Raw genomic sequence first — 26,472 nt, forward strand, 5'->3', positions numbered from 1 at the left:
TTCTGAACTAAAAAGCGGACTTCGGCATGATAGCTCAGTCGAACGCTAAATCAATAGCATTTATTGCACCCCCATAAAATCTATGATTTTGTGGTCAACTTTCGTAATAACGGGTCTGAATCTCCCACTTTCTGATTCTGACTTCTGAATTCTGACTTCTGACTTCTTCAAAAAATTACTGGTTTAGCCACCCCAAATTTTCTCTAAAACTGCGTTTGGTGAAATATCCGCCGTTTTTCCCGTGAGGGATTCAATAGCCAGGAATTTATCGTTTTTCGGCAACAACTTAGCCGGATTGCTGGGGCCCAAGATGGCAATGGTATAGGTTTGGACTGCAACACTCAGTTGTAATGGCGCGCTATCAGTAGATAACATCAAATTTGCCCCAGCAATTATGGCAGTTAACTTACCAATATCATCTGGGGCAGTCACCTTGATATCTGGAGAAGACTCCAGAAGCGATCGCACAAACAGATCATCATCAACTCCCTTAATAACAACCACAGGCAGATCCGGCTGCTTTTGTTGGAAGGCTTGAATAATTTGCTGCCAATTTTCGACAGGGTAGATTTTATCCAGTTCTTTAGCCTGGGATAACTGGCCAGAACCGCCATGAATCAAGATATAGCCTGTTTCATGAACCCCTAAACGTTTTTGTTCCTTTTGTGCCCATTCAATATCTGGTTTGGGCACATTTACTGCTAACTCTGGGACAGGGCTATTTATTTCCAATGGTTTTAGCAAGTCGTGGTAAACTGCTGCCGCATACTGGGATGGTTTTAATGGCACAGCATGGGTAAGAAAACCCGATCCTTTGCCTTGATAGCCAATGCGTATAGGAATTCCCGTCAACCAGAGTAAAAGACCTACCAACCAATTCTGCTTAACAGCAATGGCAACATCGTATTCGCGATCGCGAATTGTTCCCACTAAATTACCCCAATCTGCCAGACTGTTACGGTCATTAAAATCAAAGTTCAGCACCTCGTGAACTGACTTGCTCACTCGGTAGGCAGCCTTTGACCGGGGTTCAACAAAGACATCTATCTGAGCGTTAGGGTAATGGCGCTTCAGGTCATCTAGAGTCGGAAAGAAGAGAACTTGGTCGCCAATTCCGCCAGGTACAAGGGCTACTACTCGCATAATATTTATTGACGCTTACTCGCTCCCTATTTTAGGGGAAAATATATAGCTTAAAGATTGAGGAATTCTGTGTATTTACTAATTCCAGCTGCGGGAATCGGAAAAAGAATGGGTAGTAACCGCAATAAACTCCTGCTCCTCGTGCGATCGCAACCAATTATTGCTTGGACTTTATTAGCCGCAGAAGCCGCTAGTACAATTAGTTGGATCGGGATTATTTCTCAGTCTACCGATTGGCCAGAGTTCAATGCAATTCTCGCTGATTTGAAGCTGACTAAACCCGTGGAATTAATTCAAGGTGGTTCCACCCGCCAAGAATCTGTTTACAATGGTTTGCAATCTCTGCCAGTAGCCGCAGAACAAGTGTTGATTCACGATGGTGCTAGATGCCTGGCCACACCAGATTTATTTAACTCTTGTGCCGAGGCCATTCGCCACTGTCCCGGTTTAATTGCTGGTGTACCCGTCAAAGACACCATCAAAGTTGTCAATGAACAAGGCATAATTCAACAAACACCCGACAGACGACAACTATGGGCGGCACAAACTCCCCAAGGATTTGATGTCAAGTTATTGAAACAGTGCCATGCTGAAGGAGTCCGTCAAGGTTGGGAAGTAACTGACGATGCTGCTTTATTTGAAAAATGCGGCATCGAAGTCCGAATTGTCGAGGGAGAAGAGACAAATTTAAAAGTGACCACTCCACAAGATTTAGCGATTGCAGAATTTATTCTCACAAGTAGAGGCTTTTGAAGAGGCAGAGGGGCAGACGGGCAGAGGAGCAGGGGAGATGAGAGGGATAAAGAGACAAGGGGAGGGGACAAGGAAAATAATTCCTCACTCCTCACTCAGCACTCAGCACTGTTTTGCCCAATGCCAAATTTGAAAATTAAAAAAATACTTTGACAATTTACGATATAATGCCACACACTTGTTGATTGTTAGTTGTCATGTACTAATGACCAATACAACTCTTGGAGAGGCTGCGCCCTAAGCGTAGCTATGCCGCAGGCTTTACAACTACGCGGTAGTTGAGCGAAGTCGAAACTCAGTACAAGTGACTAATGACCAATGACTAACGACTAATGACTAATGACTAAATGATTACAGCCACAGCGACGAAGATAGAAGCAATTCTCTATTTAAAGGGTAAACCCTTGTCGCTCGGCGAAATCGCCGAGTATGCCGCGTGCGATCGCGCCACTGTCAAAGAAGGCATAATTGAACTCATGGACAACTATGCCCACCGAGATAGTGCCCTAGAGGTAATAGAAACCCCAGATGGTTATAGTTTGCAACTACGGTCTGATTTTCATGACTTAGTGCAAACGATGATACCAGTAGAATTGGGTGTAGGTGCATTACGGACTTTGGCCGCGATCGCTCTTAATAGTCCCATACTCCAGAGCGACTTGATTAACCTGCGCGGTTCAGGAGTCTATCAGCACGTTCCAGAACTCGTCGAACTTGGGTTCATCCGCAAGCGCCGAGATAGCGATTCTCGCTCCTACTCACTTCAAGTAACCCCAAAATTCCATCAGTATTTCCAAATTGAACAACTCCCGCAAATACTTTCTACCAGCCAGAAGGAAGAACAACTAGAACTAGAACTAGAGTTAAAAGCAGTGGCGAGTGGGGAGTAAAGAAGGGAATAGGGTACAGGTTACAGCGTGCAGATTATTCCCCATAACCTGTCATTTGTCATCTCTCCCCTAATTACACTCCCCTCCTCTTGACTTATACCCGTGGTGAATGCGCTAACCTTGTACTATGGTTTAGAGTGGAGTTAGCAATTAAGCTAAATAAAACTGCCAATGGTGTTTAATCCTGACTTTTTGAACGACAACTCTGAGGAACACCCTAATCAACTTCTTTCCGACCACTCTGAGGAATACCCTAATCAGTTACTCAAATATCTACAGCATCAGTCTCCTGATGTTTTAGCTAGGGTTGCTCAGTCCGCCAGTCCCGAAATTAAACAAATCATCTCGCAAAATGTCCAAGGGCTAGTGGGAATGCTCCCCGCGGAAAATTTCAACGTGCAAATCACAACAGATCGGGAGAACTTAGCTGGACTTCTAGCGTCAGCCATGATGACAGGGTATTTTCTGCGCCAGATGGAACAAAGAATGCAGTTAGAGCATTTGTCTAATGGCCAATAATTAATAGTCAGTAGTCAAACATTCTGGAACTATTGACCAAACAATTACTAATTCGTAATTCGGAATGATGCACTCTAGGAATTACGAATTATGTTGACTACTTCTTTTCAGGATAAGCTCCTGATTGTACTTTGAAGGTTTGAACTTTACCGCTGCGGTTGACTTCGATAGCGATTATGTCTCCAACTTTGCTAGACTCTACCAGCCTTTGAACTTGGGCTGAAGTTTTGACTGGTTTACCGTCAACTTTTTGAATCACGTCTCCAGGCAGCAGTCCTCCACGCTTGGCTGGGGAATCATCTGTGACTCCTTTAATCACAATCCCTGCATCCTGCTGAATATTTAGCTGATTTTCTTGATTAATCTGCTGTTTTCTGGTAGGAGAAAGGTCTGCCATTTCAACACCCAAAAAGGGATGTTCCGCACGCCCTTTAGTAAAAAGTTCATTAGCGATGCGGGCGGCGGTTTCAATGGGGATGGCGAAACCAAGTCCTTGAGCATCAGCGCGGATAGCAGTGTTAATACCAATCACTTCGCCTTGGGCGTTCAATAAGGGACCACCAGAATTACCAGGGTTAATTGCGGCATCAGTTTGGATAAAGCTGACTCGCTTATCTGGGACACCAACTTGAGTGCTAGTGCGATCGGTAGCACTAATAATACCGATAGTGACAGTATTATCTAAACCCAGAGGATTGCCAATAGCGATCGCCCATTGTCCTGGGATCAGGTTTTGCGAATTGCCCAGTTTTACTGTCGGCAAATCATTCGCTTTTATTTTTACCACTGCCACATCTGTTACAGAATCAACTCCTACTACCTTCCCCTCTAGACTCCGACCATCCTTGAGGGTAACTTGTACTGTATCTGTATCTGCCACGACATGAGCGTTGGTGAGTAATTCCCCATCTTCGCTCAAAATAAATCCCGATCCTGTACCGCGTTCAATGCGTTCTTGAGGAATTGGTTGCTCATCCTCTCCAAAGAATCGCCGCAAGAGAGGATTTTTTAAAGCGTCAGAAATGGGATTGGCTACTTTGCGAGTGGCATTAATCCGCACTACAGCCGGACCAACTTTTTGCACTGCCGTCGCAATAAAATTCACGTTATCGCCACCAGTAGCCCCAATAGCTCCGTTAGAAGAATTCGGCACTATGGATTCTGGAGGCGAAGCCATTGTTACATTTTTTAACTGTTGGAATGAGCGATTTTGTGGCAGGAGATAGCGACTACCAAACAAACCTGCACCACCGCCAATTACCAGTAAAAACACATAAACCGCCAGTTGCTTTAAGGATAACTTCATAATTGTTTTGCTCAAGAACAGCAATGCAGTTGCTAATTTCTAAGTGTAGTCAAGCGAACGGCAAGTGGACAGATCAATTTACGAGAAATTAGGGATTGGGCATGGGGCATTGGGCATTTGTCATTAATTATTCTCCCCTGCTCCCCTGCTCCTCTGCTCCTCTGCTCCTCTGCTCCCCACTCCCCACTCCCCACTCTTCCCATCTAAAATCTAAAGTTAATGCGCTCTTGACCTGTGTACATGACTTTACCCTTTCGTCAACTGTTTCTCTGTAGCTTAGTTAGCGCCTTGGGCCTAGTAAGCATACTGCCATACTCAAACTCAAACATTGCTAACGCTGCTGTGGGTGGTTGCTCAACTCCAGCCTTATCTCGCTTCCAACGCCATAAAGTTCTTCGTGGTGAAACTTTGGAGAGCATAGCGCAGCGCTACAATCTCATTCCGACAACTATTATTGGTATGAATCCAGCTTTGCAGAACGGTGCAGCTGCCGCCGTTGGTAGTGTGCTTCAAATTCCTCCCTACAATGGGATTGTAGTCGAAGTGCCTCGTGGTCAAACTTGGCGACAAGTGGCGGCACAATACAAAGTTCGTGCTGATAGCCTGTTTGAGGTGAATGGCTGCCAACAAAACCCCAGAATTGTGTTTGTTCCGGGGGTAAATTGGTCGCCCAATGGTGTTGTAACTAAGTCCCCTTTACCTACTAATGCAGGTACGCCAAACCGTGCATCTTTGTCTGGATATCCTTTGGGGGAAGTGGCAACTCTAGGATTAGCTTACGGCTGGCAAATTAATCCTGCGACAAGTGAAGTTTTCTTTCACAGTGGTGTTGACTTATTAGCACCAATTGGTAGTAATGTGCAAGCGATCGCCCCTGGGACTGTAGCCTTTGCCAGCGATCAAGGTTCTTATGGCAAATTGGTCATTATTAACCACAGTGGCGGACTCCAAAGCCGCTACGCCCAGCTTGACAGTATCAAAGTTACTGTCGGCCAACAAGTCAAAAAAGGAGATTTACTAGGAACAGTAGGCACTAGTGGAAAACCAACTTCTAGTCAACCGCACCTCCATTTTGAAGTGCGTTCTAGCTCATCTCTGGGTTGGGTAGCGCAAGATCCCAAAGGTTATTTGAAAAAATGAGAGAATGGGAAGTAGGGAATTTTAGATTTTTTAGATTGAAATTTAATTCAAAATTCTCAGTCCAAAATTCAAAATTGTATTGCCCCATGCCCTATGGCCAATTTCCAAATTCACTAGATTTTACAATGTGCATTCCTGCCTCTGCAAACCTTGTAAATGCTGCATCTGCCTGTTCTGTGTAGTCTACAACACCAGGGACAACAACGGGGGAAGTGCAATCTTCTAACAGATAGATTTTTTTCGTTAGGGTAGCATCTACCTGTTTAATTTCTGTTAATAAATCGTCAATTGTCCAAGCGACACAGTGACTTTTAGCTTGACCACCAATAATTACTGCATCATATTCTAAAAGTTGTTTAATCAGGCGCGTATTCTTTTGAGCGAGTGGACGTTGCTCAAAATCTTCCAACACTTCTGGACGTAAGATGGAATAGTTTTCGGTTAAGGGATTTTCACCTTTAATTTCAAATTGCGTTTGACTCTGACGCACCATACCGTGGAAAAATATCGCTTCTTCTACCGATGAAACTAGAGCATGACCAATACCGCCCAACATAGAATGATAAGGCCAGACAGTAAGGGGATATTTACCGTCTTGACTAAGTTTTTTAAGGTAATGGTAAACGTGTTTTTCTAATAATTCATAATCCCCATTAGTAACACTGTTAGCAACTGCTGGGTTGACTTTCCAGATACCTTGTTCAATATCTGCTGGTGTAATGCTAGTCGCGGCTGGGGTAGGATGTTCTCCCGCAGCGTTCACCCAAAATATCGGATGGAAGATTTGAGTTGCTGTGTGGGTATCTAGAGTAGGTACAATTTTTGTAATTACTCCCAAGTTGCGATAGATAAACTCACATAATCTGACATTATCATCCACCGCCCCTTTCCCAGATTTTCCACCTACAAATAATTCAAATCCAGGGATGCAGAAGGTATTTTGAACATCAATTAAAAGTAGGCAAATACGAGTTTTATCTAAAGATGCAGGTTTGATATCGTGTTGTTTTGCCCAGATTTCAGCTTCAGCGGCACGTTCTTGGTAAGGTACGCGCCAGACTTCGCCGACTTCTTCAGGATTAAAATGTGGGGGAATTGGTAGTTGGGGTGTTATTTGGGTGTTCATAATTACAGCCGCTTTTTTTCTGTAATAACATCTATAATTTCAATCCCCAAATTTTCTTAAGTCTAAATTCAATAATATACTTGTATTATAAAACACAAATTTAGCGTTAGCGAAGCTTAACGAAGTTATCGCTCTTATGAATCGAGATGAATTATTGAAACGCTATGATGCAGGTAAGTCCAATCATGCCTGATAGTAGTATAAAAAATGATAATTTATAGTTAGATTATTGCAGGTTGGGTCATAAAATTACGATAGCTTATGTAGTATTTGTGACCCAGTAATAAAGCGATCGCGGTGTTTTGCTTTCCATTGTGAAACCTGCGCGATCGCACTCAAGCTACTCAGTTAAAAAGATTTTTAAGCAATATATCTTTACAAAATAGCAAAACTCCTCAATTGCTCTTTATTTCTTTGCCTTTCTGATTCTCCATTTTTTTCTATATTAATCGTCCAAAAAAGCGCTAGCTGTGGCAATCTGGGAAACAGAGATTTATTAAATCTGATATTTGAGCAACAGCAAATTTACCTAATCAGGTTATGCAAACTCTGCCCACAGTAAACACTTCAAGCATCACATCACCTCAAGCCACCTTTGATACAACCATCAAGCGGCGTAAAACCCGCCCTGTAAAGGTGGGAAATGTCACCATTGGCGGTGGCTACCCCGTTGTAGTGCAGTCAATGATTAACGAAGACACCCTTGATATTGATGGTTCCGTAGCTGGTATTCGTCGTCTGCACGAAATAGGCTGCGAAATTGTCCGCGTCACAGTGCCAAGTATGGCTCATGCTAAAGCTTTAGGAGAAATTAAACAAAAATTAATTAAAACTTACCAAGATGTGCCCATTGTGGCTGATGTCCATCACAACGGGCTGAAAATCGCTGTGGAAGTTGCCAAGCACATAGAGAAAGTACGGATTAATCCGGGCTTGTATGTGTTTGAAAAGCCAAACATCAATCGAACTGAATATACTAAAAGCGAATTTGACGAAATTGGCGATAAAATCCGCGAAACCTTAGAACCTCTAGTAGTTTCTTTGCGCGATCAAGGTAAATCGATGCGAATTGGGGTAAATCACGGTTCTCTTGCTGAGAGAATGCTATTTACCTACGGTGACACCCCCGAAGGAATGGTGGAATCTGCTATAGAATTCATCCGCATCTGTGAATCTTTGGATTTCCGCAACTTGGTAATTTCCATGAAAGCCTCACGAGTCCCGGTGATGGTAGCCGCTTATCGCCTCATTGCCAAGCGTATGGATGAACTGGGTATGGATTACCCGTTACATTTAGGCGTTACGGAAGCCGGCGATGGCGAATACGGGCGAATTAAATCTACGGCTGGTATTGCTACCTTACTTGCTGATGGCATTGGTGATACAATCCGCGTCTCACTTACAGAAGCACCAGAAAAAGAAATTCCCGTCTGCTACAGCATTCTCCAAGCTTTGGGATTGCGAAAAACGATGGTGGAATACGTCGCTTGTCCTTCCTGTGGGCGCACTTTGTTTAATCTAGAGGAAGTACTGCACAAAGTCCGGGAAGCCACTAAACACTTAACTGGACTAGATATTGCAGTGATGGGTTGTATTGTCAATGGACCAGGAGAAATGGCAGATGCCGACTATGGGTATGTTGGCAAAACACCTGGTTATATTTCTTTGTACCGTGGTAGAGAAGAAATTAAAAAAGTCCCAGAAGATAAAGGTGTAGAGGAATTAATTAACCTCATTAAGGCAGATGAACGCTGGGTAGAACCTTAAAAGAGGCAGAGGAGAGGGGCAGGGGAAGCAAGGGAGCAGGGGAGCAGGGAAAAATTGAAGTTGCAGTTTTTCCCCTCTGCCCCTTTGCACCTCTGCCTCTTGTGCCCAATACCCAATCCCCAAAAACTTTGCATCTTTTAACCACCAAGGTTGCCTGATTGTCAAGTATTTTGTTTAAATTAAGAATACATACTCGGTCTGTACAGTGGTAGCCTGTGTTAGATTGAGCATACTGACTATAAATTTTCCCTCTGACGCAGCTGTCATTATGGTGATTACAAAAAGTAGGCTTGTTTTGGGTGCTACGGCAGTTACACTCTCCACGATCGCTGTTACTAGCCTTGGCATTCATTCGCGAGGTCAGGCTTTATTTAAAGCAAGTCCTAAAGAATTAGTAGATGAAGTTTGGCAAATTGTTCAGCGCCAATATGTCGACGGTACTTTTAATCAGGTAGATTGGCAGGCTGTTCGTAAGGAATACTTGAGCAAGTCCTACAGTAATCCGCAGGATGCGTATAAGTCCATTCGGGAAATGCTGAAAAAGCTAGAAGATCCGTACACCCGATTTATGGACCCGTCGGAATTCAAGAATATGCAGGTGGATACCTCTGGAGAATTGACAGGGATTGGGATCACCATTAGTCAGGATGAAAAAACCAAGCAATTGGTTGTAATTGCGCCAATTGAAGATACACCGGCCTTTAAAGCTGGTGTTTTGGCAAAAGATATCATCCTCAAAATTGACGGCAAAGATACTAAGGGGATGGATACTAATCAGGCAGTATCCTTGATTAGAGGTGAAGCAGGCTCGCAAGTCAGCTTGACAATTTTGCGCGACGGTAAGACAAAACAGTTTGACATCAAACGGGCGCGCATCGAAATCCATCCAGTTAAGTTTTCTGAAAAGAAAACCCCAGCCGGAAATGTTGGCTACATTCGCCTGAACCAGTTCAGCGCCAATGCTAGTAAAGAAATGCAAACTGCCATTAAAAATTTAGAAAGCAAAAAGGTAGCCGGATATATTCTCGATCTGCGTGGTAATCCAGGCGGGTTACTCTTCTCCAGTGTGGATATTGCTCGGATGTGGATAGATAAAGGTAAGATTGTCTCCACTGTTGAACGTCGAGGAGAAGCAGAAAAGGAAGAAGCAAACGGACGAGCTTTGACCAATAAACCGTTGGTAGTGTTGATAGATAAAGGTTCCGCTAGTGCCAGTGAAATCCTCTCAGGGGCTTTGCAGGATAATAAGCGTGCTACTTTGGTGGGTACTCAAACCTTTGGTAAGGGACTAGTGCAATCGGTACGCCCCCTGGAAGATGGTTCAGGATTAGCGGTGACAATTGCTCATTACTATACCCCCAATGGTACAGATATCAATCACAAAGGCATTTCGCCAGATGTGAAGGTGGATTTGAGCAAAAAGCAAATGGAGGATTTGTGGCTCCATGAACGTGACAAACTCGCTACTCTTGCAGACCCTCAATTCGCTAAAGCAGTGGAAGTGATAGGTAAAAAAATTGCTGCTAAGGGCATACCTACAGCAGAAAAATGAAGAGTTAGGAATGAAAGTTAGGAGTGAATAGTGAGGAGTTAGGAATAAATTTCGTCACTGTCAACTTCTAACTACTAACTTAAACTGGTTGGCACTTTCCAGCCCTAATAAGTCCGACACGTCGAGCGATCGCTTCTTCTTGCGAACTAAAAGGCCCCCACTGTTCTATAATTTCTAAATTATCGTCGCCAACTTGGTCGCTAGGGATAATTTCACAGTTTCCAGCAGAGCGCTTGACAATATACCAAGTTTGTGAGTTGCTCATATTTTAAATAAAAATCTTGTTTTTATAGTCAGAATTTTACGGCATACAGAAAATATCTTCGCACTTACTGTTATTAATCGAGGTAGACTAAATTTTGATAGTCCCCTCGATTTCTCACATTAATTCACTATTGGCTAATACTTCCGCTCTTTTGGCTCAAACATAGTAATTGCCACCGGTCGATATTGAATGTCAATTCCGGCTGGTGAATAGTAAGCCATTGTGTGTTTGAGAAAGTTCGTATCATCTCGCTGGGAATAATCTTCGCGGAAATGAGCGCCACGACTTTCTTGGCGATTTAGGGCTGATGCCAAAATAGTCTGCCCTACTACCATCAAACTTCGTAATTCTAAAGCTTCCACAAGTTCTGTATTCCAGCAACTACCTTTGTCATCTAAATAAATTTGTGGGTATTTTTGTTGTATTTCTTCTAGTTTCTGCAAACCTTCAGTCATTAATGCCTCAGTGCGAAAAACACCGCAGTACTCAGTCATACAATCCTGAAAAGCTTCACGGACTTGGTTAATACGGTATTGTCCCGGTTGTTCTAGCAAAGCTTGAATTTGTTGCTGGGCTTCTGTTAGATACCGTTGCTCATCTACAGAGGGTAACTTACGTTTTTGCACAAATTTGGCGATCGCAGCTCCAGTTCTTTTACCATAAACTACGCATTCCAGTAGTGAATTACTCCCCAAACGATTTGCACCATGTACAGAAACACAAGATGTTTCACCCGCAGCAAAGAAAGCATCAACTAAACCATCGCCACTACTGCGAACTTGACCATCGGTGTTAACTGGGATACCACCCATACAATAATGAATTGTCGGGCGGACTGGCATCGGTTGAGTTACTGCGTCAACGCCTACCAAACGATGGGCTTCTTCCCAGCAAAAGGGAACGCGACTCATAATTTTTTCTTTGCCCAGATGGCGCAGATCCAGATAGACAAAGGGGCCGCCAGCACTTCCATTGAGATGAATACCACGTCCGGCGCGAATTTCGTAAGCGATCGCTCGTGAGGTAATATCACGAGGAGCTAGTTCCATGCGACTGGGTGCATAGTTCGCCATAAAGCGATCGCCTTCACTATTAATCAGATACGCCCCTTCACCCCGTACCGCTTCCGAAATCAGCACCCCTACCGGATATAAGCCAGTGGGATGAAACTGGACAAATTCCATATCTTCGAGGGGCAAACCTGCGATCGCAGTCATTGCCAAACCATCACCCGAAGAAGCGTAATCATTAGAGGTAGTGTTATAAACGCGACCATAGCCCCCAGTGGCAAACATCACCGCCTTAGCCCGCACCACCTCGATATGTCCATCCAAAAGATGGAACATGACCACACCCTTCGCCTCATTTTCTTCTAAAATGAGACGCATCACGTACCACTCTTCATAAACTTGCACCCCATAACGCCGCAAATTGTTAACCAATTCGTGCAAAATCGCGTGACCGGTTTTGTCAGCAGCGTAACAAGTGCGGTTGTGAGAATGTCCGCCAAAAGCTCTTTGGGCAATGCGCCCATCGGGTAAGCGAGAGAACAAAACGCCGAGATGTTCTAAGTCAATTACCACATCTGGCGCTTCTTGGGCGAGAATCGCTACAGCATCTTGGTCTGCCAAGTAATCAGAACCCTTGACAGTATCAAAGGCGTGTGCTTCCCAACTATCTTCGGAATCAACATTTTTCAGCGATGCAGCCATACCACCTTGAGCTGCAACCGAGTGAGAACGAATTGGATGGGTTTTGGCAACCACAGCAATATTTAAATTGGGGTCAGTGCGGGCAATTTCTACAGCAGCGCGACATCCCGCCAATCCACCCCCGACAATAATCACATCGTGTTCCAGCATAATTAGCCCCCTGATTGCAAACCACTGCTGTTCTATTGTAGAGACGTGATTAATAAGCTAGTGGGTTGTGACAGTAGCATTTTTACTAAAAAATTCCCTGCTTCTATACAGGGAGGTTGTAACAAATTTTGAAATTAGGAGTAAAAAGTTAAAAACAAAGAGTTATGGCACAGATGGAGTGACTCATAACTCATAATTCATAACTCCTAACTCTTTAGCTAGTTGCTTGTACAGGTTGTTGCTGAGAGACATTACCTGGTATGGGTTCCATTTTAGTCCCTGGCCCTACAGGACTGACTTCAATATGATTTAACAAGGTAGTGACAAACGCGAACAACAAGAAAGGTAGCGATAGCAGAACAACGAGACCCGCTGTTGCTAAAGCGTACACGGGCCGCTTGGCACCCATCAACGCCAAGGCTGATGCCAAACTTAGGGTAATTGTAATCAACCAAACAATTATTTGACCGTAGATATCACCGAAAGTCAGGGTACAGACAAAGCGGTACTTTTGAATATTATTTTCGCTCATCACATTTGCCTCAAGTCTCTCCTAATAGGTTCTACGTTAGAACTATGTTTGCCTTGTAGGCAATTTCTAAATATTTTTGCAAGCTTTGTAATATCACTTCACAATCTAGCTGCCTTTGGCGATAAGGCAGTTATTGCTAACAAACTTCTTTCGTTTATGGAATAGATGGCAATCGCGTTGGCGCAGCCCGCCGTAGGCATCGCCTTCTTAACAAACACTATCTTGATTTTAAACAAAGAGACTATTTGTCATCTATCAAATTCAGGATATTTCAAATAAATATATCAATTCTATTTAATTTGTGAAAATTGCCACCCACAAATCCCCGATTTTGTAAAAGTTGTTGGGTATCTTGTTTCTCGCAAGTGATTCAGGATTACTATAAAATTTAATTTTTTGCTAGTAAATATTAACTAAAGAAATCAAGTAAAGCTAGAATGCAAAAACCGATTTTTTGATGTTAAATTTTGAATATTGCCCGAATTTGTTGGCTTAAATCAACAAAAATCTTTATTTTTCGTGGCAACATTGTTTTAGGAGTGAACGTGAATACTATTTTTCTTCGTAAAGGTGTTTTTTGGTTGCCAAGTATCGCTGCTCTTGCATTCCTGAGTAGCGGTTTATCTGCAAGCGCCCAGACAGTAGACAAGTTGAGCAATCAGCCATTAACCGAACCTTCCGCAACCGTAGCGTCTCCCAAAGAGTTTAGCCAAAACCTCTCTACAGAAACAGTTGAAACTTTTACAGTCACAAATTTAACTAAGGTAAAGCAATCGCCTAACGCTGCGATACAAAAAAACGCCAGTGTAATACCCATACCCGTTCCAGGCACAGTGGCGACCTCATCTGCAACGCTCACCTCTGAACCTGTACAACCGACTTCTCAAACTTCTGCTCAACCATCTGCTCCCAAAGTGGCGCAATCGGATATTGATTTAGGTAGAACTACTAGTGGTGGTAGTAGCTATCTTGGCGTCGCTGCTAACATTGGTTTGAGTGGTGGTGATACATCTTTGGGCGACGGTAACTTTGCAGTAGTCAGCAAAATCGGACTGACAAATTCTATATCAGTGCGACCCTCAGCCATATTTGGGGACAGCACCACAGTTCTACTTCCGATCACCTACGATTTTACCTTCAAATCAGCAGATGCTTTTAGCGAACCATTAGCGATCGCACCTTACGTCGGAGTAGGTGCAGCTTACAAAACTGGTGATGATTCGCAGTTTGCCTTTTTGGTGTCTGGTGGCATTGATGTGCCTCTAACTTCTCAATTTACGGCAACGGCTGCTATAAATGCTGGATTCTTCGATCAAACTGATGTGGGCTTGTTATTAGGAGTTGGTTATAACTTCAGTGGACTTTAAGAATTAGGAGTTAGGAATTAGGAGTTATTAAGATTAAATTCATAACTCATCACTCCTAACTCCTAACTCCTAAGTTTCTACTTAGGGGTAACTTTGTCAATCACCTTGATTGTGCCATCGTCTCCTACTGTCCAAACATCATAGACACCAACGACATCGCCATTAGCATCAACATCTACGTTGCCGCTGGCTCCTTGGTAGTTAATCTTTTTACCATCTTTAAGTAACTTCAGTCCCTCGCAGACATCAGTAACTTCTGTGCCAGGCCCATCAGCAACTTCCCGAATTTTGCTGGCTATGCCTACGCCTGTATTTTCCTTAGCAGCTTGCGCCGCCAATGTTAATAAAGCAGCTGCATCCCAGGCTTGAGGAGCGTATTCCCCTGGCGCACCACCCTTTTTATCTTTCCACAGCTTGTTGAAAGCTTCTAATGCTTTACCATCGGAACCCGGTACTGTACCGATCGCTCCAGTTAAAATATATTTACCATCATCGCCCTTGCCAACTTGTTCGGGAAAAGTCGGTGATTTTACCCCATCTGTCAGCAGAATCTGTACTCCCTTCGCCACACCTTGCTGATAGGCGGCTTTCAAGAACAGACTACCAGTTTCTGCATAGAGTACAGCCAGAACTGCATCTGGCTTACCAGCAAAAGCAGCAGCCGCTTCTGTATCAAATGTCTGGGCTTTCGGGTCGTAACGGACAGGTTTATCTTTATTAACTATAGTTCCACCCAATTTTTCAAAAGTTTGCACGAATGCTTTTTCAAACCCTACGCCATAGTCATTATTAATTACGACTGTTGAAACTCGCTTGAAACCTTTTTTTCTGGCAAGTTGGGCTAAAGCTAGTGCTTGGTAGGTATCGGGAGGAGCTGTACGTGCCCAAAAGCCTTTATAGTCGCCTTTTTGAGCCTTGTCGGTAAAGACGGGACTGGTACTACCAGGAGAAACCAGCATAACTTTATTCGGCGTGGCAATGGAGACTGCCGCACTAGAAACGCTACTGGCAAAGGAGCCAACTACACCTGCTACTTTATCTAAAGTTGCTAGTTTGGTCATACCGGCAGCTCCAGCTTTCGGGTCGGTTTGGTCATCTACTTGCACCAAGGTAACTGATTCGCCATTCACCCCACCGCAAGCGTTGACCGTATCGACCAGTAAAGGGACGGAACCTAGCATTTGCTGTCCAACGGAGGCCAAGTCGCCTGTCGTTGGTAGCAAGGAACCAATTTTTAGCCCTTTAGTACTGCTTGTAGTAGTTGAGTTTGCCGCTGGGGTGGCGGTATTTGCGTTGTTAGCTGTGCCGTTGGGGGTACTGCTATCACTACAAGCCCCAAGTAGAAACCCAGCCGCGAGGGTAGCTATACTTAAACTTAAGGCGGCGCTAATTTTTCTCATAAATTACTTTTACTCCTCAGATATTTAGGAGCCTAAAAATAAGATCCAAACTAGATTTGTAACTTAGCTGGATCTTATCAAGACTCCAAAGGATAAATCATATCATCCATCTTTAGGAGTAGAAATATTGACGCTGATATTAGTATTACTTTTTGTACACACAATATACTCTGTGTATCAAAACCTGAAAAACGGAGAGGGAGGGATTCGAACCCTCGGTACGGAGTTGCCTGCCGTACAACAGATTAGCAATCTGCCGCTTTCGACCACTCAGCCACCTCTCCTGACTCACGAATATCAATGTTACCAGACTTGCCAGTAAGAGTCAATAGTCATTTGTCATTGGTCATTAGTTATTTATAAAACACTGATGACTAAGGACTAGGGACAAATGACTAATTTTTTAAAGGACTTGCGATCGCATCCAAGCTATAGGCAAGGTGCGTAACTTTTTCCACTGGGGAACGAAAGCTCGCTGACTGAATACATCATAATCGTTGCGTTCAATCGCCTCTAGAATTTGACCGTACAGCATTGATGCTGCCCACACAGGCCAACGGGCATCGGATGCTAGATAAGTAATTCCCTGATCGGATGTGGTGTAAAATTGGCGGGCGCGGTCAATTTGAAAGCGCATCAATGCCCGCCAACGATCGTCTACCACACCTTTGAAGAAGTCTTGCTCGGTATAGTTGAATTTTGCCAGGTCTTCCAGGGGAATGTAGATCCTTCCTCGTTTAGCATCTTCTCCCACATCCCGCAAGATGTTAGTGAGTTGATTGGCAATTCCGAGAGCGATCGCTTCTTCTATGGGAACATAAGGTTGTTTGTTCTGTTGCCACGGTGCTGCATATATGGTGTTATCCACACCCATAACTGATGTTGACATCAAGCCAACAGTGCCAGCAACGCGGTAACAGTAGAGGTATAAATCCTCAAAGGTTTCATAACGACTGCGATATAAGTCCATGCGCTGACCGGCAATCATATCCCGAAATGGTTGAATGTCCATTGGAAAGCGCTGGAGGGTATCAACTAAAGCTACATCGTAATTTTCTAATGGACGCCCCGCAAAAATCGATTCCAGCTGCTGTTCCCATAGGTCTAGGGTTTCTGGCGTGGTAATAGCAGATGCGGGGCCATCCACCAATTCATCTGTACGGCGACACCAAGCATAAATTGACCAAATAGATTGACGTTTTACCGGACTCATCAGCAAAGTACCCAGGTAAAAAGTCTTGGCATACTTTGCTGTGAGATGCCGACAAAGTTTGTATGACTCGTCTACAGAGACCAGCGTTTTCATACGCGGCGGGGAATCAGGCAGTTGCAGCATTCGTTGCGGGCGGTCGGGTGAGCGTTTGCAGGTTTGAGGAATTTGCTACCGGGAGGGCCTCAGAAATCGCCTGCGCTGTCAGCTTACCAGAAAGTACGGCACCTTCCATACTGGCTAAGTAGCGTTGCATGGTGTAATCCCCTGAGAGATAGAAGTTACTAATGGGGGTTGTTTGCGAAGGACGGTACTGTTGACGACCAGGGGTCGCTTTGTAAACTGAACGGGGCGTTTTCACCACATGAGATTTCAGCAATGTTGCTGGATTGTCTCCCCCAAAGTGGTCGGGGAAGAGTTTTTCTAACTCGGCAATAGTTGCAGCCACAATCTCCTCATCGGATTTGGCAATCCAATCTTTTGCCGGGGCTAGAACTAATTCCAGCATCGAGCGATCGGGGTTGGCGTATTCACGGCAGGTATTGCTCATATCAGCATAAACGCTTAGGAGGGGCGATCGCGAGAATAGCAAGTGATCAATTTGCGTAAGTTTACGATCGAACCACAAATGCACGTTAATCACAGGCACGCCTTCTAACCCGTCTAATTTTTGGAAAAACTCCATTTCTTTCCAAGGTGCTGGCAAAATCACCTTCAGAGGGTCAACCGGCATGGCAGATACATACAAATCCGCCGTGAAAACTTCATCTTCGTCTCCATTCAACCCCCGCATCAAGTAACCTTTGACGCTACCATCGGCGTTTAGCAAAATCTCTTTTAAAGGGGCATTCAAACGGACTTCTCCACCGCGTTCGGTGATGTAATCCACTAGAGGTTGACACAATCGTTCTGTTGGCGAGCCATCCAGAAAGGCCATTTTCGAGCCTTTTTTTTCTTGGAGGAAACGATTGAGGGCAGTTAAAAGAATGGTTGCTGAAATTTCATCTGGCCCGATGAAATTCAGCGACTTGGCCATGGCAATAAAAACTTCTTTATTGACCCGTTCTGGAATTTTGTGTTTACGCAGCCAATCTGTCCAGGAATATTTGTCCATTTCTTCAACGTACTTTTGCCCCTGAATCATGGCCGGCAATAACCCGATGCCAAAGCGGATTTTTTCTGGCCATGTCAGCATATCGTTGTTTCGCAGAATTGCCACTATACCATTAATTGGTGCTGGCAAATCTGGGAAATCAAAGCGACTGTAAGTACCTGGTGCATCCGGCTGGTTGAAGATCATTGTGTGTTCTTTCCACTGCAATCGATCTTCAATATCGAGTTCTTTGAATAACTGCAACATATTGGGATATGCGCCAAAAAAGATGTGCAGACCTGTTTCGTACCAGTCTCCATCAGCATCTTTCCATGCGGCCACTTTACCGCCTAGAACGTCTCGACGTTCCAAGACAATGGGTGTGTGACCTGCGTCTGTAAGATATTTCGCGCAGGAAAGTCCTGCTAGTCCCGCTCCCGCGATCGCTACTCGCATGTAACCCTACTGCTCTTCAATATTTCTTAACCGTTTTATCGTTCTCATTATACGTTGCAATCCGTTACATTTGGCAGTTATTGTGCGATCGCTTCCCCAAAAAACTTTTGCTAAAGGGAATTTTACCTACACACACCTGCCCAAGCAAATTGCCAATAATGTTATTGGCAATAGCTTTGCGGTGCGCACTTTATCTATATTTACATGCAAGTGATTTCGAGAAACAAAAGTATTTCCTTTGACTGAAAATAGCTATTTTTAAAAGTTGTCTTCAAGTAGTTGATTTCTTTGCTAATTTGTGTATTTGGTATGAGAAAATATCTGGGGTATTGCTCAAAGACTACTTTGAAAACTTTCCTCTCCCTATAAGGGTGTAGGATAAAAGTCTATGTCCTCTAGGTTGAACAACCCAGTTGTTTACCGCACAACTTATAGGTAAAAGATTATGGTTGTATCGCAGGAGCTAAAGCGCTTTGGACATCACTTAATTTTAGGTATTTCTGGCACTACATTAAGTGATGACGATAAACGCGCACTCAATGAATTGAAACCGATTGGGGCGATCTTTTTTGCTAAGAACTTTTTGGATGGCACCCCATATCAAGTTTGGCTGGAAAGCTTCAAGGATTTAAACAGGCAGATACGAGAATATACTGAACGTGATTCTATGTTCATGACTCTCGATCATGAAGGAGGTCGTGTAATTCGTACACCACCGCCAATTACCCGCTTTCCTCACGCCTTATTGCTGCGATCGCATGCTTATGAAGTAGCAAAAGCCACAGCAGTAGAACTCAAATCACTGGGAATCAATTTATCTTGGGCACCTGTAGCAGATATTTTTTCCCATCCCCACAACCCGGTGATTGGGCCTCGCGCCTTTGGTAACACTCCCGAAACTGCCACTCAAGGTGCGCGTGACTATTACCTTGGACTTCGAGATTCCGGAATTTTGGGATGTGCCAAACACTTTCCCGGACATGGAGACACCAGCAAGGACTCTCACATTGAGCTACCAATACTGAATTTAACTCTAGAAGACCTGCAACCTCGAGAACTTATACCCTTCAAGGCTTTAATCGAAGTACAGATTCCTTTGATTATGACTGTCCATATCTTATTTCCCAAGATAGATCCTGATGTGCCAGGAACGCTTTCTCAGGCTATCCTCAAAACCATACTTAGAGAGGAACTTGGCTTTGAAGGAGTAGTTGTATCTGATGATTTGGATATGAAAGCGATCTCAGATATGTTTATGAAAGCTGGTACTGTGGCCCGATCATTTAATGCAGGCTGCGATCTGTTTATTGTGTCGCGTAATATTAATTCATCATCTATAGAAAGAACTTATCGGATTGCTGAAGATTTTGCTGATTCCCTCAGTAACGGTAGTTTAGATGAAGCAGTCGTAGAAGCAGCCAGAGAAAGAATTGAGAAACTACTGGCAGTAACACCGCAATATCCCGTACATACTTTGGATAAAGATGTATTATTGCAACATGCTCAACTAGCGATCGCTAGTTGCTATTCATAACCCAAAACGCATTCAAGTAGCATATTAGCAATTGCCAACAGACTAACTAAGATTGCAATTTTTAATTCTTAATTTTTAATTTTTAATTGTTTAGTGGGTGGTATAGGGGTCGAACCTATTTCTGCGGGTTAAAAGCCCGCTGCACAGCCGGTATGCCAACCACCCTAGTTAATTTGAAAAAGAAATGAGCAAGTGCGATTTGTAATACCAACATTAGATATAAATCCACCAGGGAGGTACTGCCCCTCCTATTTCTGTGTTATCAGCACAGCGCCTCGCTTCTCGGCTCCAGGTGGATAGGTGGAAGATGGAGGAATCGAACCCCTACAGTTGCCCATACCCTGGTTTTCAAGACCAGTTGCCGTCCATTCAGCGGCATCTTCCATTCAGGGGTGCCTGACGGGGCTTGAACCCGCTATGACTGGTTCCACAAACCAGCGCCTCAACCACTTTGGCTTCAGACACCATCAGTGGAATCAATGGGAATTGAACCCATAACCTCCTGCTTGCAAGGCAGGCGCTCTAGCCATTTGAGCTATGACCCCATAAAAATTCAAAATTCAAAATTCAAAATTCAAAATCAAAGACATTTTCAAGCGGGAGTGGTAGGACTTGAACCCACAACTTTCGAGGTAGAAGCTCGAAGCTCTATTCCATTGAGCTACACTCCCAAGATTTGGTAGTCCTGGCAGGATTTGAACCTGCAACCTCTTGCTTGTAAGGCACTTGCTCTACCGTTGAAGCTACAGGACTACGCAAGCGAGTGGAGGAACTTGAACCCACGCGCTGAGTATGGCGCACTCAGATGCTACCGATTACATCACACCCGCAAGTTCGAGCGGACGGCGAGATTTGTAGCTTGCTTCCCGCAGGGTACTCGCACGAAGACGATGGAAACGTCTCATGCTGCCGTTACATCACACCCGCATCAAGCTGGTAACAGGAATTGAACCTGCAACCTACTGATTACAAGTCAGTTGCTCTGCCAATTGAGCTACACCAGCACTGTTTTGGTGACGGGGGCAGGAGTCGAACCTGCCGATGTTCAGGTTATGAGCCTGACGAGCCACCGTTGCTCTATCCCCGCATATTCACCAATAGACTTCTTGCAGAAGTGGGAAAAGGGTAAGGGGTAAAGGAGAAAGGAGTAATAAGATACCTTTTACCTTTTACCTTTCCCCCTCTTGCAAAAGAATTTTTGCAAGAAGTCAATACCCCTGACTGGATTTGAACCAGCAACCTCTTCGTTCTAAGCGAAGCGCCTCTTCCGTTGGGCTACAAGGGCAAAATCTGAGTGGTAGGGATCGAACCTACGACCTGGAGTTCCCGAAACTCCCGCGCTCCCAACTGCGCTACACCCAGATATTTTGGTACTCTCGACAGGATTTGAACCTGCAAAAAACTAGATCCTCGGTCTAGTGCGTCTTCCGTTCCGCCACGAGAGCTTAGTGCCCCTGACAGGATTTGAACCTGCAAAATCTGGACTCTGATTCCAGCACGTATGCCAGTTCCGTCACAGAGGCATATCGGGATGGCAGGATTTGAACCTGCGACTCCATGCTCCCAAAGCATGGCTTCTGGCCACTGAATTACATCCCGTTGGTACTCCTGGTGGGAGTCGAACCCACAACGAAACAGATTTTAAGTCTGCCACCTCTTCCAATTGGGCTACAGGAGCAAATTTTGGTACTCTTGGTGGGAATCGAACCCACAACTATACCGTTTTTGAGACGGCAGCCTCTTCCAGTTGGGCTACAAGAGCAGAGTTTGGCAGCCCCACCAGGACTCGAACCTGGAATCTTCGCCTTCAAAGGGCGCTATGTTGCCAATTACACCACAGGGCTTTATTGCCAGGGCAGGGTTTGAACCTGCAACCTCATCGTTCAGAGCGATGCGACTTACCAATTCGTCCACCCGGCAATGAATGGCTGCCTCAGTAGGACTCGAACCTACAACCGCGCGGTTAACAGCCGCTTGCTCTACCATTGAGCTATGAGGCAACGAAGCCCCCCAGGTCGGAATCGAACCGACGACCTCCTGTTCTTCAGACAGGCGCTAACTACCAACTGAGCTACCGAGGGATAAGAAGGAGAGATAGGTTTTACCCATTGGACTGGTTTAATTCAACTCGAATCAGCCACTCCATCATCTCTCCCATGTAACGAGAGTGGAGGGATTTGAACCCTCACGTCTTCAGTTTCGTAGACTGAGATGTTATCCAGTTACACCACACTCTCAAAACGGAGAGAACAGGATTTGAACCTGCGACGGATATTAACTACCCGTTTCCTCTTAGCAGGAGGACGCTTTGAGCCACTCAGCCACCTCTCCACAGTGGGTCGAGCAGGATTTGAACCTGCGTGCAAATAAGAACAGTTTTACAGACTGTTGCCTTCAACCAGACTCGGCCACCGACCCATAATCATTCCCTCGACGAGAATTGAACTCGCATCTGTGCTTTGAAAGAACACTGACTTAACCATTTGTCCACGAGGGCATAATTTACCGAATTTTAGATTTTGGATTAAATTTATTAATCTAAAAAATCTAAAATTGTCTGACGCAGGGACTAGGATTTGAACCTAGAACATCGGATTTGGAGTCACGAGGTGTTACCGTTACACCATCCCTGCATTTGGTAGCAGTGGCGGGACTTGAACCCGCATCGACCCGGTTATGAGCCGGGGGCTTTACGTTAAGCTACACTGCGGCACCAAAGGCTGAGGTGAGATTTGAACTCACGATGTCGGTTTTGCAGACCGATGCCTTCGACCACTTGGCTACTCAGCCATTTGGGAGTCCTGACGAGATTCGCACTCGCAATCTTCAGCTTGAGAAACTGACGGCTTAAACTATTCGCCTACAGGACTGCAACCAGGGTGACGGGACTTGAACCCGCAACATTTCCGCAGACAACGGAACGCTCTAGCCAGTTGAGCTACACCCCGATTTTTGAGAATCTGTGCTTAAACTTTGAGGTTTTTAGGCACAGATTTTATTGGTGAACTTGCCCATTTCTTATTTAGTTTTCAAGGTTCAGATAATTGACTTTTAACTGTTAGGAAAACAACCGAAATTCTAGGTAGCAAGCCTGTTGTGTACTACGGATGTATTCAGTGGTTTTGATGAGTGCAAACTTAGAACTTTTTTCGTTTCTTGCTTCTACTGCCGATGGTTTGCAAGTAGAAACAGCTTTATTGACTGAGGACTTTGGTTTATTCCAACGCCTGTCCTTTAGTTGGATGTAGAACATAACTTTGACCCTTGAGAAGCTTTGTCTTTCGCCTCACTACAAATATACTACAAAATACTACAAGAGGTGTCAAGAGGTTTTAGAAAAAACTTTTGAAATTGTCTATAAAAGCTTCTACGCTTAGGTTTGAACTTAATTAACCACTCTGAAAAGTAAAACTACAGTTATGCTTGGTTGAGTTTTTAAAAGCCTGACGTGACAGACAACTCCTTCAAGCAACAACAGATAATTAGTTTTGTCGCGATCGCCTCTTGTATTACAGCTTGTAGTAGTGTTCCAGGTATCTCCCCACAATCGGGGTTGAACCAGCCACTAAGCAAAATCCATACTGCACTTCAAGATCCAGCAAAAGGCCAAATTAATTCCCAGGTACCGCCATCAGCCAAAGTAGAAAACCCTACTTTTACAGTCCCAGCTAAATTTCAGGGAAAAACAGTTTATAGGGTGCAACTCAGCAACAACGAAAAGGTTATTGCTCTCAGCATTGATGATGGGCCCTGGTCAAAAACAACCCTAGAAATGCTGGATATCTTGAAGCAAAATGATGTTAAAGCAACATTCTTTTGGGTAGGACAAGCTTTACAAGCAAATCCAGACTTAGCCAAGCGTGAAGTAGCTGAGGGACACGCCATTGGCAACCATACTTGGCATCATTGGTATCGGCGAATGGATGAAGCCACAGCTAAAAGTGAAATCGATCGCACAACCGATTTGATATACAAAACTACAGGAGTCAAAACTTCTCTATTTCGTCCTCCTGGAGGCTTTTTAAACAACGGACTAGCCGCTTACGCCAAAAGCCAGAAAGATGCTGTAATTATGTGGTCGCTAACTTCCGCTGATACCGATCCTCACGCCAAACCGCAGGCATTTGTAAATAATGTCCTGAAAGGCGCAAAACCTGGTTTTATTGTTTTAATGCATGATGGTGGTGGCGATGTCTAGCGACAAGCCGCTGACGCTCCTTCTCTGCGAGACGCTACGCGAACGTCGCTACCGCTTCGCTAATGCGTCTACGCCACAGAACTGTAGAAGCTTTGCCACAAATCATCACCGGACTCAAACAGCAAGGCTACCGATTTGTGACAATTCCTGAACTATTAAAAATGACGCAATAAAGGGTGAGAAATGCTCCTCACCCAACTATTTAATTTATTCGCTCATCACAGAAGCACAAGATTGAGCTTCCTGCCAAAGTTTGTGCAAAAAGAACTCAGCGCGATCGCTCATAGTGGTGACAAACACACCGACAGAATCCTTAGAACTAGCTGATAGCCAAGAACCCCGTAGGGTGACTTCCATATATTCGGCATCGCACGTACAGAGGGCAATGATTTCTCTATCATCTTTTTTTACTTCAGCCCTCAGCACTTCTACTCCTGGCAAATCAACAGGAAGCAAAAAGGAAGCGGTATTGGGTTCAATGCATAAACTTTGCCCAACTCGCAGGGCTAAAATCACTCGTTGCGCTACCCATTCTTCTAGCGACAAAGTGACACATTCCAAATCAAAACTGCTTTCAGTGTAAGTTAATTTCAGCATTCCTTATGCTCTCCTGTTATTCCAGGTTTGCTTGCATCTCTATCCAAAACTGTTCAGCAAAAGAAATCGCGGGGTGGATTGGCGCTTTTGGTTTGGTACGCAGTTGCATACCAACTTCAAACAGGGTGCGATCGCCTTTACGGGAGTTACATCTCTCACAAGCTGTGACTACGTTATCCCAAGTGTGAGAACCGCCTTTAGAACGCGGCATCACATGATCTAGCGTTAGATGTTTGCTGCTGCCGCAATATTGGCAACTGTGATGGTCTCGTCGCAATACTTCCCGCCGATTCACTGGCGGAACTTTCCACATCCGCTCATTAGAAGTGATTGTCAAGCGAATATGTTTTGGCACATCAATTACCAAACTGGGTGAGTGAACTTGCCATCCGCTTTCTGTGGTAAAACCCAGCGGTTGCGCCTTGTTGGTTACTAACAGCACAATTGCCCGCTTGATATTTACCCGACATAGTGGCAAGTAATTTTGAGAAAACACCACCACAGATTGCTCTAACACTTGCATTGCGTTCGCGCCGCGCATGGAAGATATCGTCACAGCTTAACTCCTTATAAAAAAACCCCCGCTTCAAGTTTTCGGTGAAGCGGGGGTTAGAATTGACCGGAAAATTTTCTGGTCTCATATCGGTACAGGATTCCTTTGCCTGTATCCCCCGCTTTGTTGATCTAGTTGTGGTTTTGCAATTAGTGCACTAATGCCTACATACTTATAATCATCATTACCTTCTGTGATTTGCCCATGATTTCGGCTACCATCGCCCATAAATAAATACTCCACTTCCATAGCAGCTGATTCCCAATTGGTTCGGCAATTGGTAGCGCACAAAATTGAAGTAGAGATGGGGTAAATGGATTTCACAGAAAATTTCACCTATTGAACATTCCTTTAAACATACTACACTTGTATTACTATCCTGTCTATACCTTTAAGGAGAAAAACTGATGCATACGATCGCTCGCACCCCAACCACCGATATGGAAGTTACCAGCATTCGCCTAGAACGGGAACTCAAAGATAAGCTCAAAGAAATTGCTGGGAATCAGGGATATCAAGCCCTGATCCGAGATATCCTTTGGAATTATGTCCAACAAAAATCAGGTGAGTGGAAGCCTCGATTTTCGCGATCCGACATCCGAGCTAGCATAGCTGCCACAGCTCAGCAAGAAGAACGCTGTGTGCTTACAGGTCAACTAATTCAACCCCAAGAACCGATGTTGTTAGGACTAACGAGGAATGGCGATATGGTTCCTCTGAGTGTCGAGAGCTTGGCTGGATAAACTTCGTCTATTTTGAAACCTGTTGTAGGGAGGGCATCTAGCCCGCCCTACCAGCAGGGAGTAAAAAATGCTCTTAACTACTTTAAAAAATATAGTTCTGAAAATAGATGTGGTTTAGTTTTATATTTCAGACGAATGCAGCCTAGTTATTTTTACTAATAACTGGGCTGCATTCAAAATTTAGCTATAACTGCCGCAACCTTTGGTGAGTAAGAATTTATTTAAATTTAAGCTTTACTCCAAATTTCTGCCACAGGTTAAGAACAAAATACTCACAAACTCGCTATCACAGTTAACCTATCAGTGTAGGTCTGAACAAGAGTACACCTCATTGGTGCAGGCTTTTGTAGAGAATAGAAGCCTACACTGCAAGAGCAATCTCCTCTTGGCTCCTTTACTTTTATTGATATTTTACTGAGAGTTACGGAGATCAAAGAGTAACTTGTTAAACCTACTAGTTTTTTCA

General features: G+C 44.3%; 22 protein-coding genes, 29 tRNA genes and 1 pseudogene. 11 read left to right on the forward strand and 41 right to left on the reverse strand.

Annotated features, from left to right (window positions below; genetic code table 11):
- Positions 1-183: 183 nt before the first annotated feature.
- Positions 184-1,143: a glycosyltransferase family 9 protein gene (locus RMY27_RS02530; RefSeq protein WP_322660182.1), complete on the reverse strand. Its 960-nt coding sequence runs from the start codon at positions 1,141-1,143 to the stop codon at positions 184-186.
- Between the two features lie 69 nt (positions 1,144-1,212).
- Here RMY27_RS02530 and ispD point away from each other — a divergent pair, with 69 nt between their 5' ends.
- From ispD to RMY27_RS02545, 3 genes are all read left to right on the forward strand, one after another.
- Entirely contained in the window at positions 1,213-1,896 is a 684-nt protein-coding gene (gene ispD, locus RMY27_RS02535) for a 2-C-methyl-D-erythritol 4-phosphate cytidylyltransferase (RefSeq protein WP_322660184.1), read from the forward strand.
- A 347-nt stretch (positions 1,897-2,243) separates the two neighbouring features.
- Positions 2,244-2,786 (forward strand): SMC-Scp complex subunit ScpB, encoded by a 543-nt coding sequence (gene scpB / locus RMY27_RS02540; protein WP_094347413.1) that lies wholly within the window; start codon positions 2,244-2,246, stop codon positions 2,784-2,786.
- A 171-nt stretch (positions 2,787-2,957) separates the two neighbouring features.
- Positions 2,958-3,305: a DUF760 domain-containing protein gene (locus tag RMY27_RS02545; protein WP_094347414.1), complete on the forward strand. Its 348-nt coding sequence runs from the start codon at positions 2,958-2,960 to the stop codon at positions 3,303-3,305.
- Between the two features lie 97 nt (positions 3,306-3,402).
- On the opposite strand, the gene RMY27_RS02550 is transcribed toward RMY27_RS02545, so the two are convergent.
- Positions 3,403-4,611 (reverse strand): HhoA/HhoB/HtrA family serine endopeptidase, encoded by a 1,209-nt coding sequence (locus tag RMY27_RS02550; protein WP_322660187.1) that lies wholly within the window; start codon positions 4,609-4,611, stop codon positions 3,403-3,405.
- Positions 4,612-4,851: 240 nt separating this feature from the next.
- Here RMY27_RS02550 and RMY27_RS02555 point away from each other — a divergent pair, with 240 nt between their 5' ends.
- On the forward strand, positions 4,852-5,751 hold the full coding sequence (locus RMY27_RS02555; protein WP_322660189.1) for a M23 family metallopeptidase: 900 nt from the start codon (positions 4,852-4,854) through the stop codon (positions 5,749-5,751).
- Positions 5,752-5,842: 91 nt separating this feature from the next.
- Here RMY27_RS02555 and RMY27_RS02560 read toward each other — a convergent pair whose 3' ends face one another.
- Entirely contained in the window at positions 5,843-6,877 is a 1,035-nt protein-coding gene (locus tag RMY27_RS02560) for an isochorismatase (protein WP_322660191.1), read from the reverse strand.
- A 540-nt stretch (positions 6,878-7,417) separates the two neighbouring features.
- Here RMY27_RS02560 and ispG point away from each other — a divergent pair.
- Both ispG and ctpC read left to right on the forward strand, forming a co-directional pair.
- Complete coding sequence (gene ispG, locus RMY27_RS02565) at positions 7,418-8,644, forward strand: (E)-4-hydroxy-3-methylbut-2-enyl-diphosphate synthase (RefSeq protein WP_322660193.1); 1,227 nt, start codon at positions 7,418-7,420, stop codon at positions 8,642-8,644.
- A 268-nt stretch (positions 8,645-8,912) separates the two neighbouring features.
- Positions 8,913-10,196, forward strand: a complete 1,284-nt coding sequence (ctpC, locus tag RMY27_RS02570; RefSeq protein WP_322660194.1) for a carboxyl-terminal processing protease CtpC — start codon at positions 8,913-8,915, stop codon at positions 10,194-10,196.
- Positions 10,197-10,275: 79 nt separating this feature from the next.
- On the opposite strand, the gene RMY27_RS02575 is transcribed toward ctpC, so the two are convergent.
- The 3 genes from RMY27_RS02575 to RMY27_RS02585 all read right to left on the reverse strand — a co-directional run bounded on the left by RMY27_RS02575 (position 10,276) and on the right by RMY27_RS02585 (position 12,855).
- Positions 10,276-10,461 carry a DDE transposase family protein gene (locus RMY27_RS02575; protein ID WP_322660196.1) on the reverse strand — a complete coding sequence of 62 codons (186 nt, stop codon included), beginning with the start codon at positions 10,459-10,461 and terminating at the stop codon, positions 10,276-10,278.
- A gap of 134 nt (positions 10,462-10,595) precedes the next feature.
- Complete coding sequence (locus RMY27_RS02580) at positions 10,596-12,323, reverse strand: succinate dehydrogenase/fumarate reductase flavoprotein subunit (protein WP_322660198.1); 1,728 nt, start codon at positions 12,321-12,323, stop codon at positions 10,596-10,598.
- Positions 12,324-12,537: 214 nt separating this feature from the next.
- A complete protein-coding gene (locus RMY27_RS02585; protein ID WP_099102821.1) occupies positions 12,538-12,855 on the reverse strand; it encodes a hypothetical protein in 318 nt (105 codons plus the stop codon).
- A gap of 545 nt (positions 12,856-13,400) precedes the next feature.
- Between RMY27_RS02585 and RMY27_RS02590 the strand changes: the two genes are divergently transcribed.
- Positions 13,401-14,222, forward strand: coding sequence for a hypothetical protein (locus RMY27_RS02590; protein WP_322660200.1), 822 nt, complete (start codon positions 13,401-13,403; stop codon positions 14,220-14,222).
- A gap of 77 nt (positions 14,223-14,299) precedes the next feature.
- On the opposite strand, the gene RMY27_RS02595 is transcribed toward RMY27_RS02590, so the two are convergent.
- From RMY27_RS02595 to pds, 4 genes are all read right to left on the reverse strand, one after another.
- Positions 14,300-15,622: an ABC transporter substrate-binding protein gene (locus RMY27_RS02595; protein ID WP_322660202.1), complete on the reverse strand. Its 1,323-nt coding sequence runs from the start codon at positions 15,620-15,622 to the stop codon at positions 14,300-14,302.
- A 192-nt stretch (positions 15,623-15,814) separates the two neighbouring features.
- Positions 15,815-15,906, reverse strand: a tRNA-Ser gene (locus RMY27_RS02600).
- A gap of 119 nt (positions 15,907-16,025) precedes the next feature.
- The gene (gene crtB / locus RMY27_RS02605; RefSeq protein ID WP_322660204.1) at positions 16,026-16,958 is read right to left on the reverse strand and encodes a 15-cis-phytoene synthase CrtB; all 933 of its coding nucleotides are present in this window, start codon (positions 16,956-16,958) and stop codon (positions 16,026-16,028) included.
- The gene (pds, locus tag RMY27_RS02610) at positions 16,942-18,381 is read right to left on the reverse strand and encodes a 15-cis-phytoene desaturase (protein WP_322660206.1); all 1,440 of its coding nucleotides are present in this window, start codon (positions 18,379-18,381) and stop codon (positions 16,942-16,944) included. Before pds ends, crtB begins: the two co-directional genes overlap by 17 nt.
- 445 nt (positions 18,382-18,826) lie before the next feature.
- Here pds and RMY27_RS02615 point away from each other — a divergent pair, with 445 nt between their 5' ends.
- A complete protein-coding gene (locus RMY27_RS02615) occupies positions 18,827-19,915 on the forward strand; it encodes a glycoside hydrolase family 3 protein (protein WP_322660208.1) in 1,089 nt (362 codons plus the stop codon).
- A 94-nt stretch (positions 19,916-20,009) separates the two neighbouring features.
- On the opposite strand, the gene RMY27_RS02620 is transcribed toward RMY27_RS02615, so the two are convergent.
- The 28 genes from RMY27_RS02620 to RMY27_RS02755 form a co-directional block, all read right to left on the reverse strand.
- Positions 20,010-20,080: transfer RNA gene (locus RMY27_RS02620), tRNA-Lys, on the reverse strand.
- A gap of 136 nt (positions 20,081-20,216) precedes the next feature.
- A tRNA-OTHER gene (locus RMY27_RS02625) sits at positions 20,217-20,299 on the reverse strand.
- A 7-nt stretch (positions 20,300-20,306) separates the two neighbouring features.
- Positions 20,307-20,380, reverse strand: a tRNA-His gene (locus RMY27_RS02630).
- A gap of 6 nt (positions 20,381-20,386) precedes the next feature.
- Positions 20,387-20,460, reverse strand: a tRNA-Ala gene (locus RMY27_RS02635).
- A gap of 52 nt (positions 20,461-20,512) precedes the next feature.
- A tRNA-Arg gene (locus tag RMY27_RS02640) sits at positions 20,513-20,586 on the reverse strand.
- 6 nt (positions 20,587-20,592) lie between these two features.
- Positions 20,593-20,668: transfer RNA gene (locus RMY27_RS02645), tRNA-Val, on the reverse strand.
- A gap of 178 nt (positions 20,669-20,846) precedes the next feature.
- Positions 20,847-20,919 (reverse strand) — tRNA-Thr (locus RMY27_RS02650).
- Between the two features lie 7 nt (positions 20,920-20,926).
- Positions 20,927-21,003 (reverse strand) — tRNA-Met (locus RMY27_RS02655).
- Positions 21,004-21,127: 124 nt separating this feature from the next.
- Positions 21,128-21,200, reverse strand: a tRNA-Leu gene (locus tag RMY27_RS02660).
- Between the two features lie 4 nt (positions 21,201-21,204).
- Positions 21,205-21,277 (reverse strand) — tRNA-Pro (locus tag RMY27_RS02665).
- 6 nt (positions 21,278-21,283) lie between these two features.
- Positions 21,284-21,360 (reverse strand) — tRNA-Leu (locus RMY27_RS02670).
- A 4-nt stretch (positions 21,361-21,364) separates the two neighbouring features.
- Positions 21,365-21,438, reverse strand: a tRNA-Leu gene (locus RMY27_RS02675).
- Between the two features lie 3 nt (positions 21,439-21,441).
- Positions 21,442-21,514: transfer RNA gene (locus RMY27_RS02680), tRNA-Pro, on the reverse strand.
- Between the two features lies 1 nt (position 21,515).
- Positions 21,516-21,593: transfer RNA gene (locus RMY27_RS02685), tRNA-Leu, on the reverse strand.
- A 6-nt stretch (positions 21,594-21,599) separates the two neighbouring features.
- Positions 21,600-21,677, reverse strand: a tRNA-Leu gene (locus RMY27_RS02690).
- Between the two features lie 6 nt (positions 21,678-21,683).
- Positions 21,684-21,759: transfer RNA gene (locus tag RMY27_RS02695), tRNA-Gln, on the reverse strand.
- Between the two features lie 3 nt (positions 21,760-21,762).
- Positions 21,763-21,835: transfer RNA gene (locus tag RMY27_RS02700), tRNA-Gln, on the reverse strand.
- 5 nt (positions 21,836-21,840) lie between these two features.
- A tRNA-Asn gene (locus RMY27_RS02705) sits at positions 21,841-21,915 on the reverse strand.
- A 6-nt stretch (positions 21,916-21,921) separates the two neighbouring features.
- A tRNA-Phe gene (locus RMY27_RS02710) sits at positions 21,922-21,996 on the reverse strand.
- Between the two features lie 81 nt (positions 21,997-22,077).
- Positions 22,078-22,152 (reverse strand) — tRNA-Arg (locus RMY27_RS02715).
- Between the two features lie 4 nt (positions 22,153-22,156).
- Positions 22,157-22,246 (reverse strand) — tRNA-Ser (locus RMY27_RS02720).
- Positions 22,247-22,250: 4 nt separating this feature from the next.
- Positions 22,251-22,333, reverse strand: a tRNA-Tyr gene (locus tag RMY27_RS02725).
- A gap of 7 nt (positions 22,334-22,340) precedes the next feature.
- Positions 22,341-22,411, reverse strand: a tRNA-Glu gene (locus RMY27_RS02730).
- 65 nt (positions 22,412-22,476) lie between these two features.
- Positions 22,477-22,548: transfer RNA gene (locus RMY27_RS02735), tRNA-Trp, on the reverse strand.
- A gap of 3 nt (positions 22,549-22,551) precedes the next feature.
- A tRNA-Ile gene (locus RMY27_RS02740) sits at positions 22,552-22,625 on the reverse strand.
- 7 nt (positions 22,626-22,632) lie between these two features.
- Positions 22,633-22,705: transfer RNA gene (locus RMY27_RS02745), tRNA-Cys, on the reverse strand.
- A gap of 3 nt (positions 22,706-22,708) precedes the next feature.
- A tRNA-Glu gene (locus RMY27_RS02750) sits at positions 22,709-22,785 on the reverse strand.
- Between the two features lie 4 nt (positions 22,786-22,789).
- Positions 22,790-22,863: transfer RNA gene (locus RMY27_RS02755), tRNA-Asp, on the reverse strand.
- Between the two features lie 177 nt (positions 22,864-23,040).
- On the opposite strand from RMY27_RS02755, the gene RMY27_RS02760 reads away from it, so the two are divergent.
- Positions 23,041-23,163 carry a hypothetical protein gene (locus tag RMY27_RS02760; protein ID WP_322660210.1) on the forward strand — a complete coding sequence of 41 codons (123 nt, stop codon included), beginning with the start codon at positions 23,041-23,043 and terminating at the stop codon, positions 23,161-23,163.
- 200 nt (positions 23,164-23,363) lie between these two features.
- Positions 23,364-24,286 (forward strand): annotated as a pseudogene (locus tag RMY27_RS02765) (polysaccharide deacetylase family protein).
- A 34-nt stretch (positions 24,287-24,320) separates the two neighbouring features.
- Here RMY27_RS02765 and RMY27_RS02770 read toward each other — a convergent pair.
- The 3 genes from RMY27_RS02770 to RMY27_RS02780 all read right to left on the reverse strand — a co-directional run bounded on the left by RMY27_RS02770 (position 24,321) and on the right by RMY27_RS02780 (position 25,599).
- On the reverse strand, positions 24,321-24,710 hold the full coding sequence (locus RMY27_RS02770; protein ID WP_322660212.1) for an alr0857 family protein: 390 nt from the start codon (positions 24,708-24,710) through the stop codon (positions 24,321-24,323).
- Between the two features lie 16 nt (positions 24,711-24,726).
- Positions 24,727-25,233: an HNH endonuclease gene (locus RMY27_RS02775; protein WP_322660443.1), complete on the reverse strand. Its 507-nt coding sequence runs from the start codon at positions 25,231-25,233 to the stop codon at positions 24,727-24,729.
- Positions 25,234-25,347: 114 nt separating this feature from the next.
- The gene (locus RMY27_RS02780; protein WP_322660213.1) at positions 25,348-25,599 is read right to left on the reverse strand and encodes a hypothetical protein; all 252 of its coding nucleotides are present in this window, start codon (positions 25,597-25,599) and stop codon (positions 25,348-25,350) included.
- 71 nt (positions 25,600-25,670) lie between these two features.
- Here RMY27_RS02780 and RMY27_RS02785 point away from each other — a divergent pair, with 71 nt between their 5' ends.
- Positions 25,671-26,006, forward strand: a complete 336-nt coding sequence (locus RMY27_RS02785) for a hypothetical protein (RefSeq protein ID WP_094347436.1) — start codon at positions 25,671-25,673, stop codon at positions 26,004-26,006.
- The last annotated feature ends 466 nt before the right edge of the window (positions 26,007-26,472 follow it).

The sequence above is a fragment of the Nostoc sp. DedQUE09 genome (genome assembly GCF_034530915.1).
Taxonomy (GTDB): domain Bacteria; phylum Cyanobacteriota; class Cyanobacteriia; order Cyanobacteriales; family Nostocaceae; genus Nostoc.

Bases quoted from the DNA above. Each gene is read 5' to 3' on its own strand.
- scpB (WP_094347413.1), top strand. From the start codon at position 2,244: ATGATTACAGCCACAGCGACGAAGATAGAAGCAATTCTCTATTTAAAG.
- RMY27_RS02615 (WP_322660208.1), top strand. From the start codon at position 18,827: ATGGTTGTATCGCAGGAGCTAAAGCGCTTTGGACATCACTTAATTTTA.
- RMY27_RS02770 (WP_322660212.1), bottom strand. From the start codon at position 24,710: ATGCTGAAATTAACTTACACTGAAAGCAGTTTTGATTTGGAATGTGTC.
- RMY27_RS02575 (WP_322660196.1), bottom strand. From the start codon at position 10,461: ATGAGCAACTCACAAACTTGGTATATTGTCAAGCGCTCTGCTGGAAAC.
- RMY27_RS02555 (WP_322660189.1), top strand. From the start codon at position 4,852: ATGACTTTACCCTTTCGTCAACTGTTTCTCTGTAGCTTAGTTAGCGCC.
- RMY27_RS02580 (WP_322660198.1), bottom strand. From the start codon at position 12,323: ATGCTGGAACACGATGTGATTATTGTCGGGGGTGGATTGGCGGGATGT.
- pds (WP_322660206.1), bottom strand. From the start codon at position 18,381: ATGCGAGTAGCGATCGCGGGAGCGGGACTAGCAGGACTTTCCTGCGCG.
- RMY27_RS02560 (WP_322660191.1), bottom strand. From the start codon at position 6,877: ATGAACACCCAAATAACACCCCAACTACCAATTCCCCCACATTTTAAT.
- ctpC (WP_322660194.1), top strand. From the start codon at position 8,913: ATGGTGATTACAAAAAGTAGGCTTGTTTTGGGTGCTACGGCAGTTACA.
- ispG (WP_322660193.1), top strand. From the start codon at position 7,418: ATGCAAACTCTGCCCACAGTAAACACTTCAAGCATCACATCACCTCAA.
- RMY27_RS02530 (WP_322660182.1), bottom strand. From the start codon at position 1,143: ATGCGAGTAGTAGCCCTTGTACCTGGCGGAATTGGCGACCAAGTTCTC.
- RMY27_RS02550 (WP_322660187.1), bottom strand. From the start codon at position 4,611: ATGAAGTTATCCTTAAAGCAACTGGCGGTTTATGTGTTTTTACTGGTA.
- RMY27_RS02775 (WP_322660443.1), bottom strand. From the start codon at position 25,233: ATGCAAGTGTTAGAGCAATCTGTGGTGGTGTTTTCTCAAAATTACTTG.
- crtB (WP_322660204.1), bottom strand. From the start codon at position 16,958: ATGCTGCAACTGCCTGATTCCCCGCCGCGTATGAAAACGCTGGTCTCT.
- RMY27_RS02585 (WP_099102821.1), bottom strand. From the start codon at position 12,855: ATGAGCGAAAATAATATTCAAAAGTACCGCTTTGTCTGTACCCTGACT.
- RMY27_RS02760 (WP_322660210.1), top strand. From the start codon at position 23,041: ATGAGTGCAAACTTAGAACTTTTTTCGTTTCTTGCTTCTACTGCCGAT.
- RMY27_RS02785 (WP_094347436.1), top strand. From the start codon at position 25,671: ATGCATACGATCGCTCGCACCCCAACCACCGATATGGAAGTTACCAGC.
- RMY27_RS02595 (WP_322660202.1), bottom strand. From the start codon at position 15,622: ATGAGAAAAATTAGCGCCGCCTTAAGTTTAAGTATAGCTACCCTCGCG.
- RMY27_RS02545 (WP_094347414.1), top strand. From the start codon at position 2,958: ATGGTGTTTAATCCTGACTTTTTGAACGACAACTCTGAGGAACACCCT.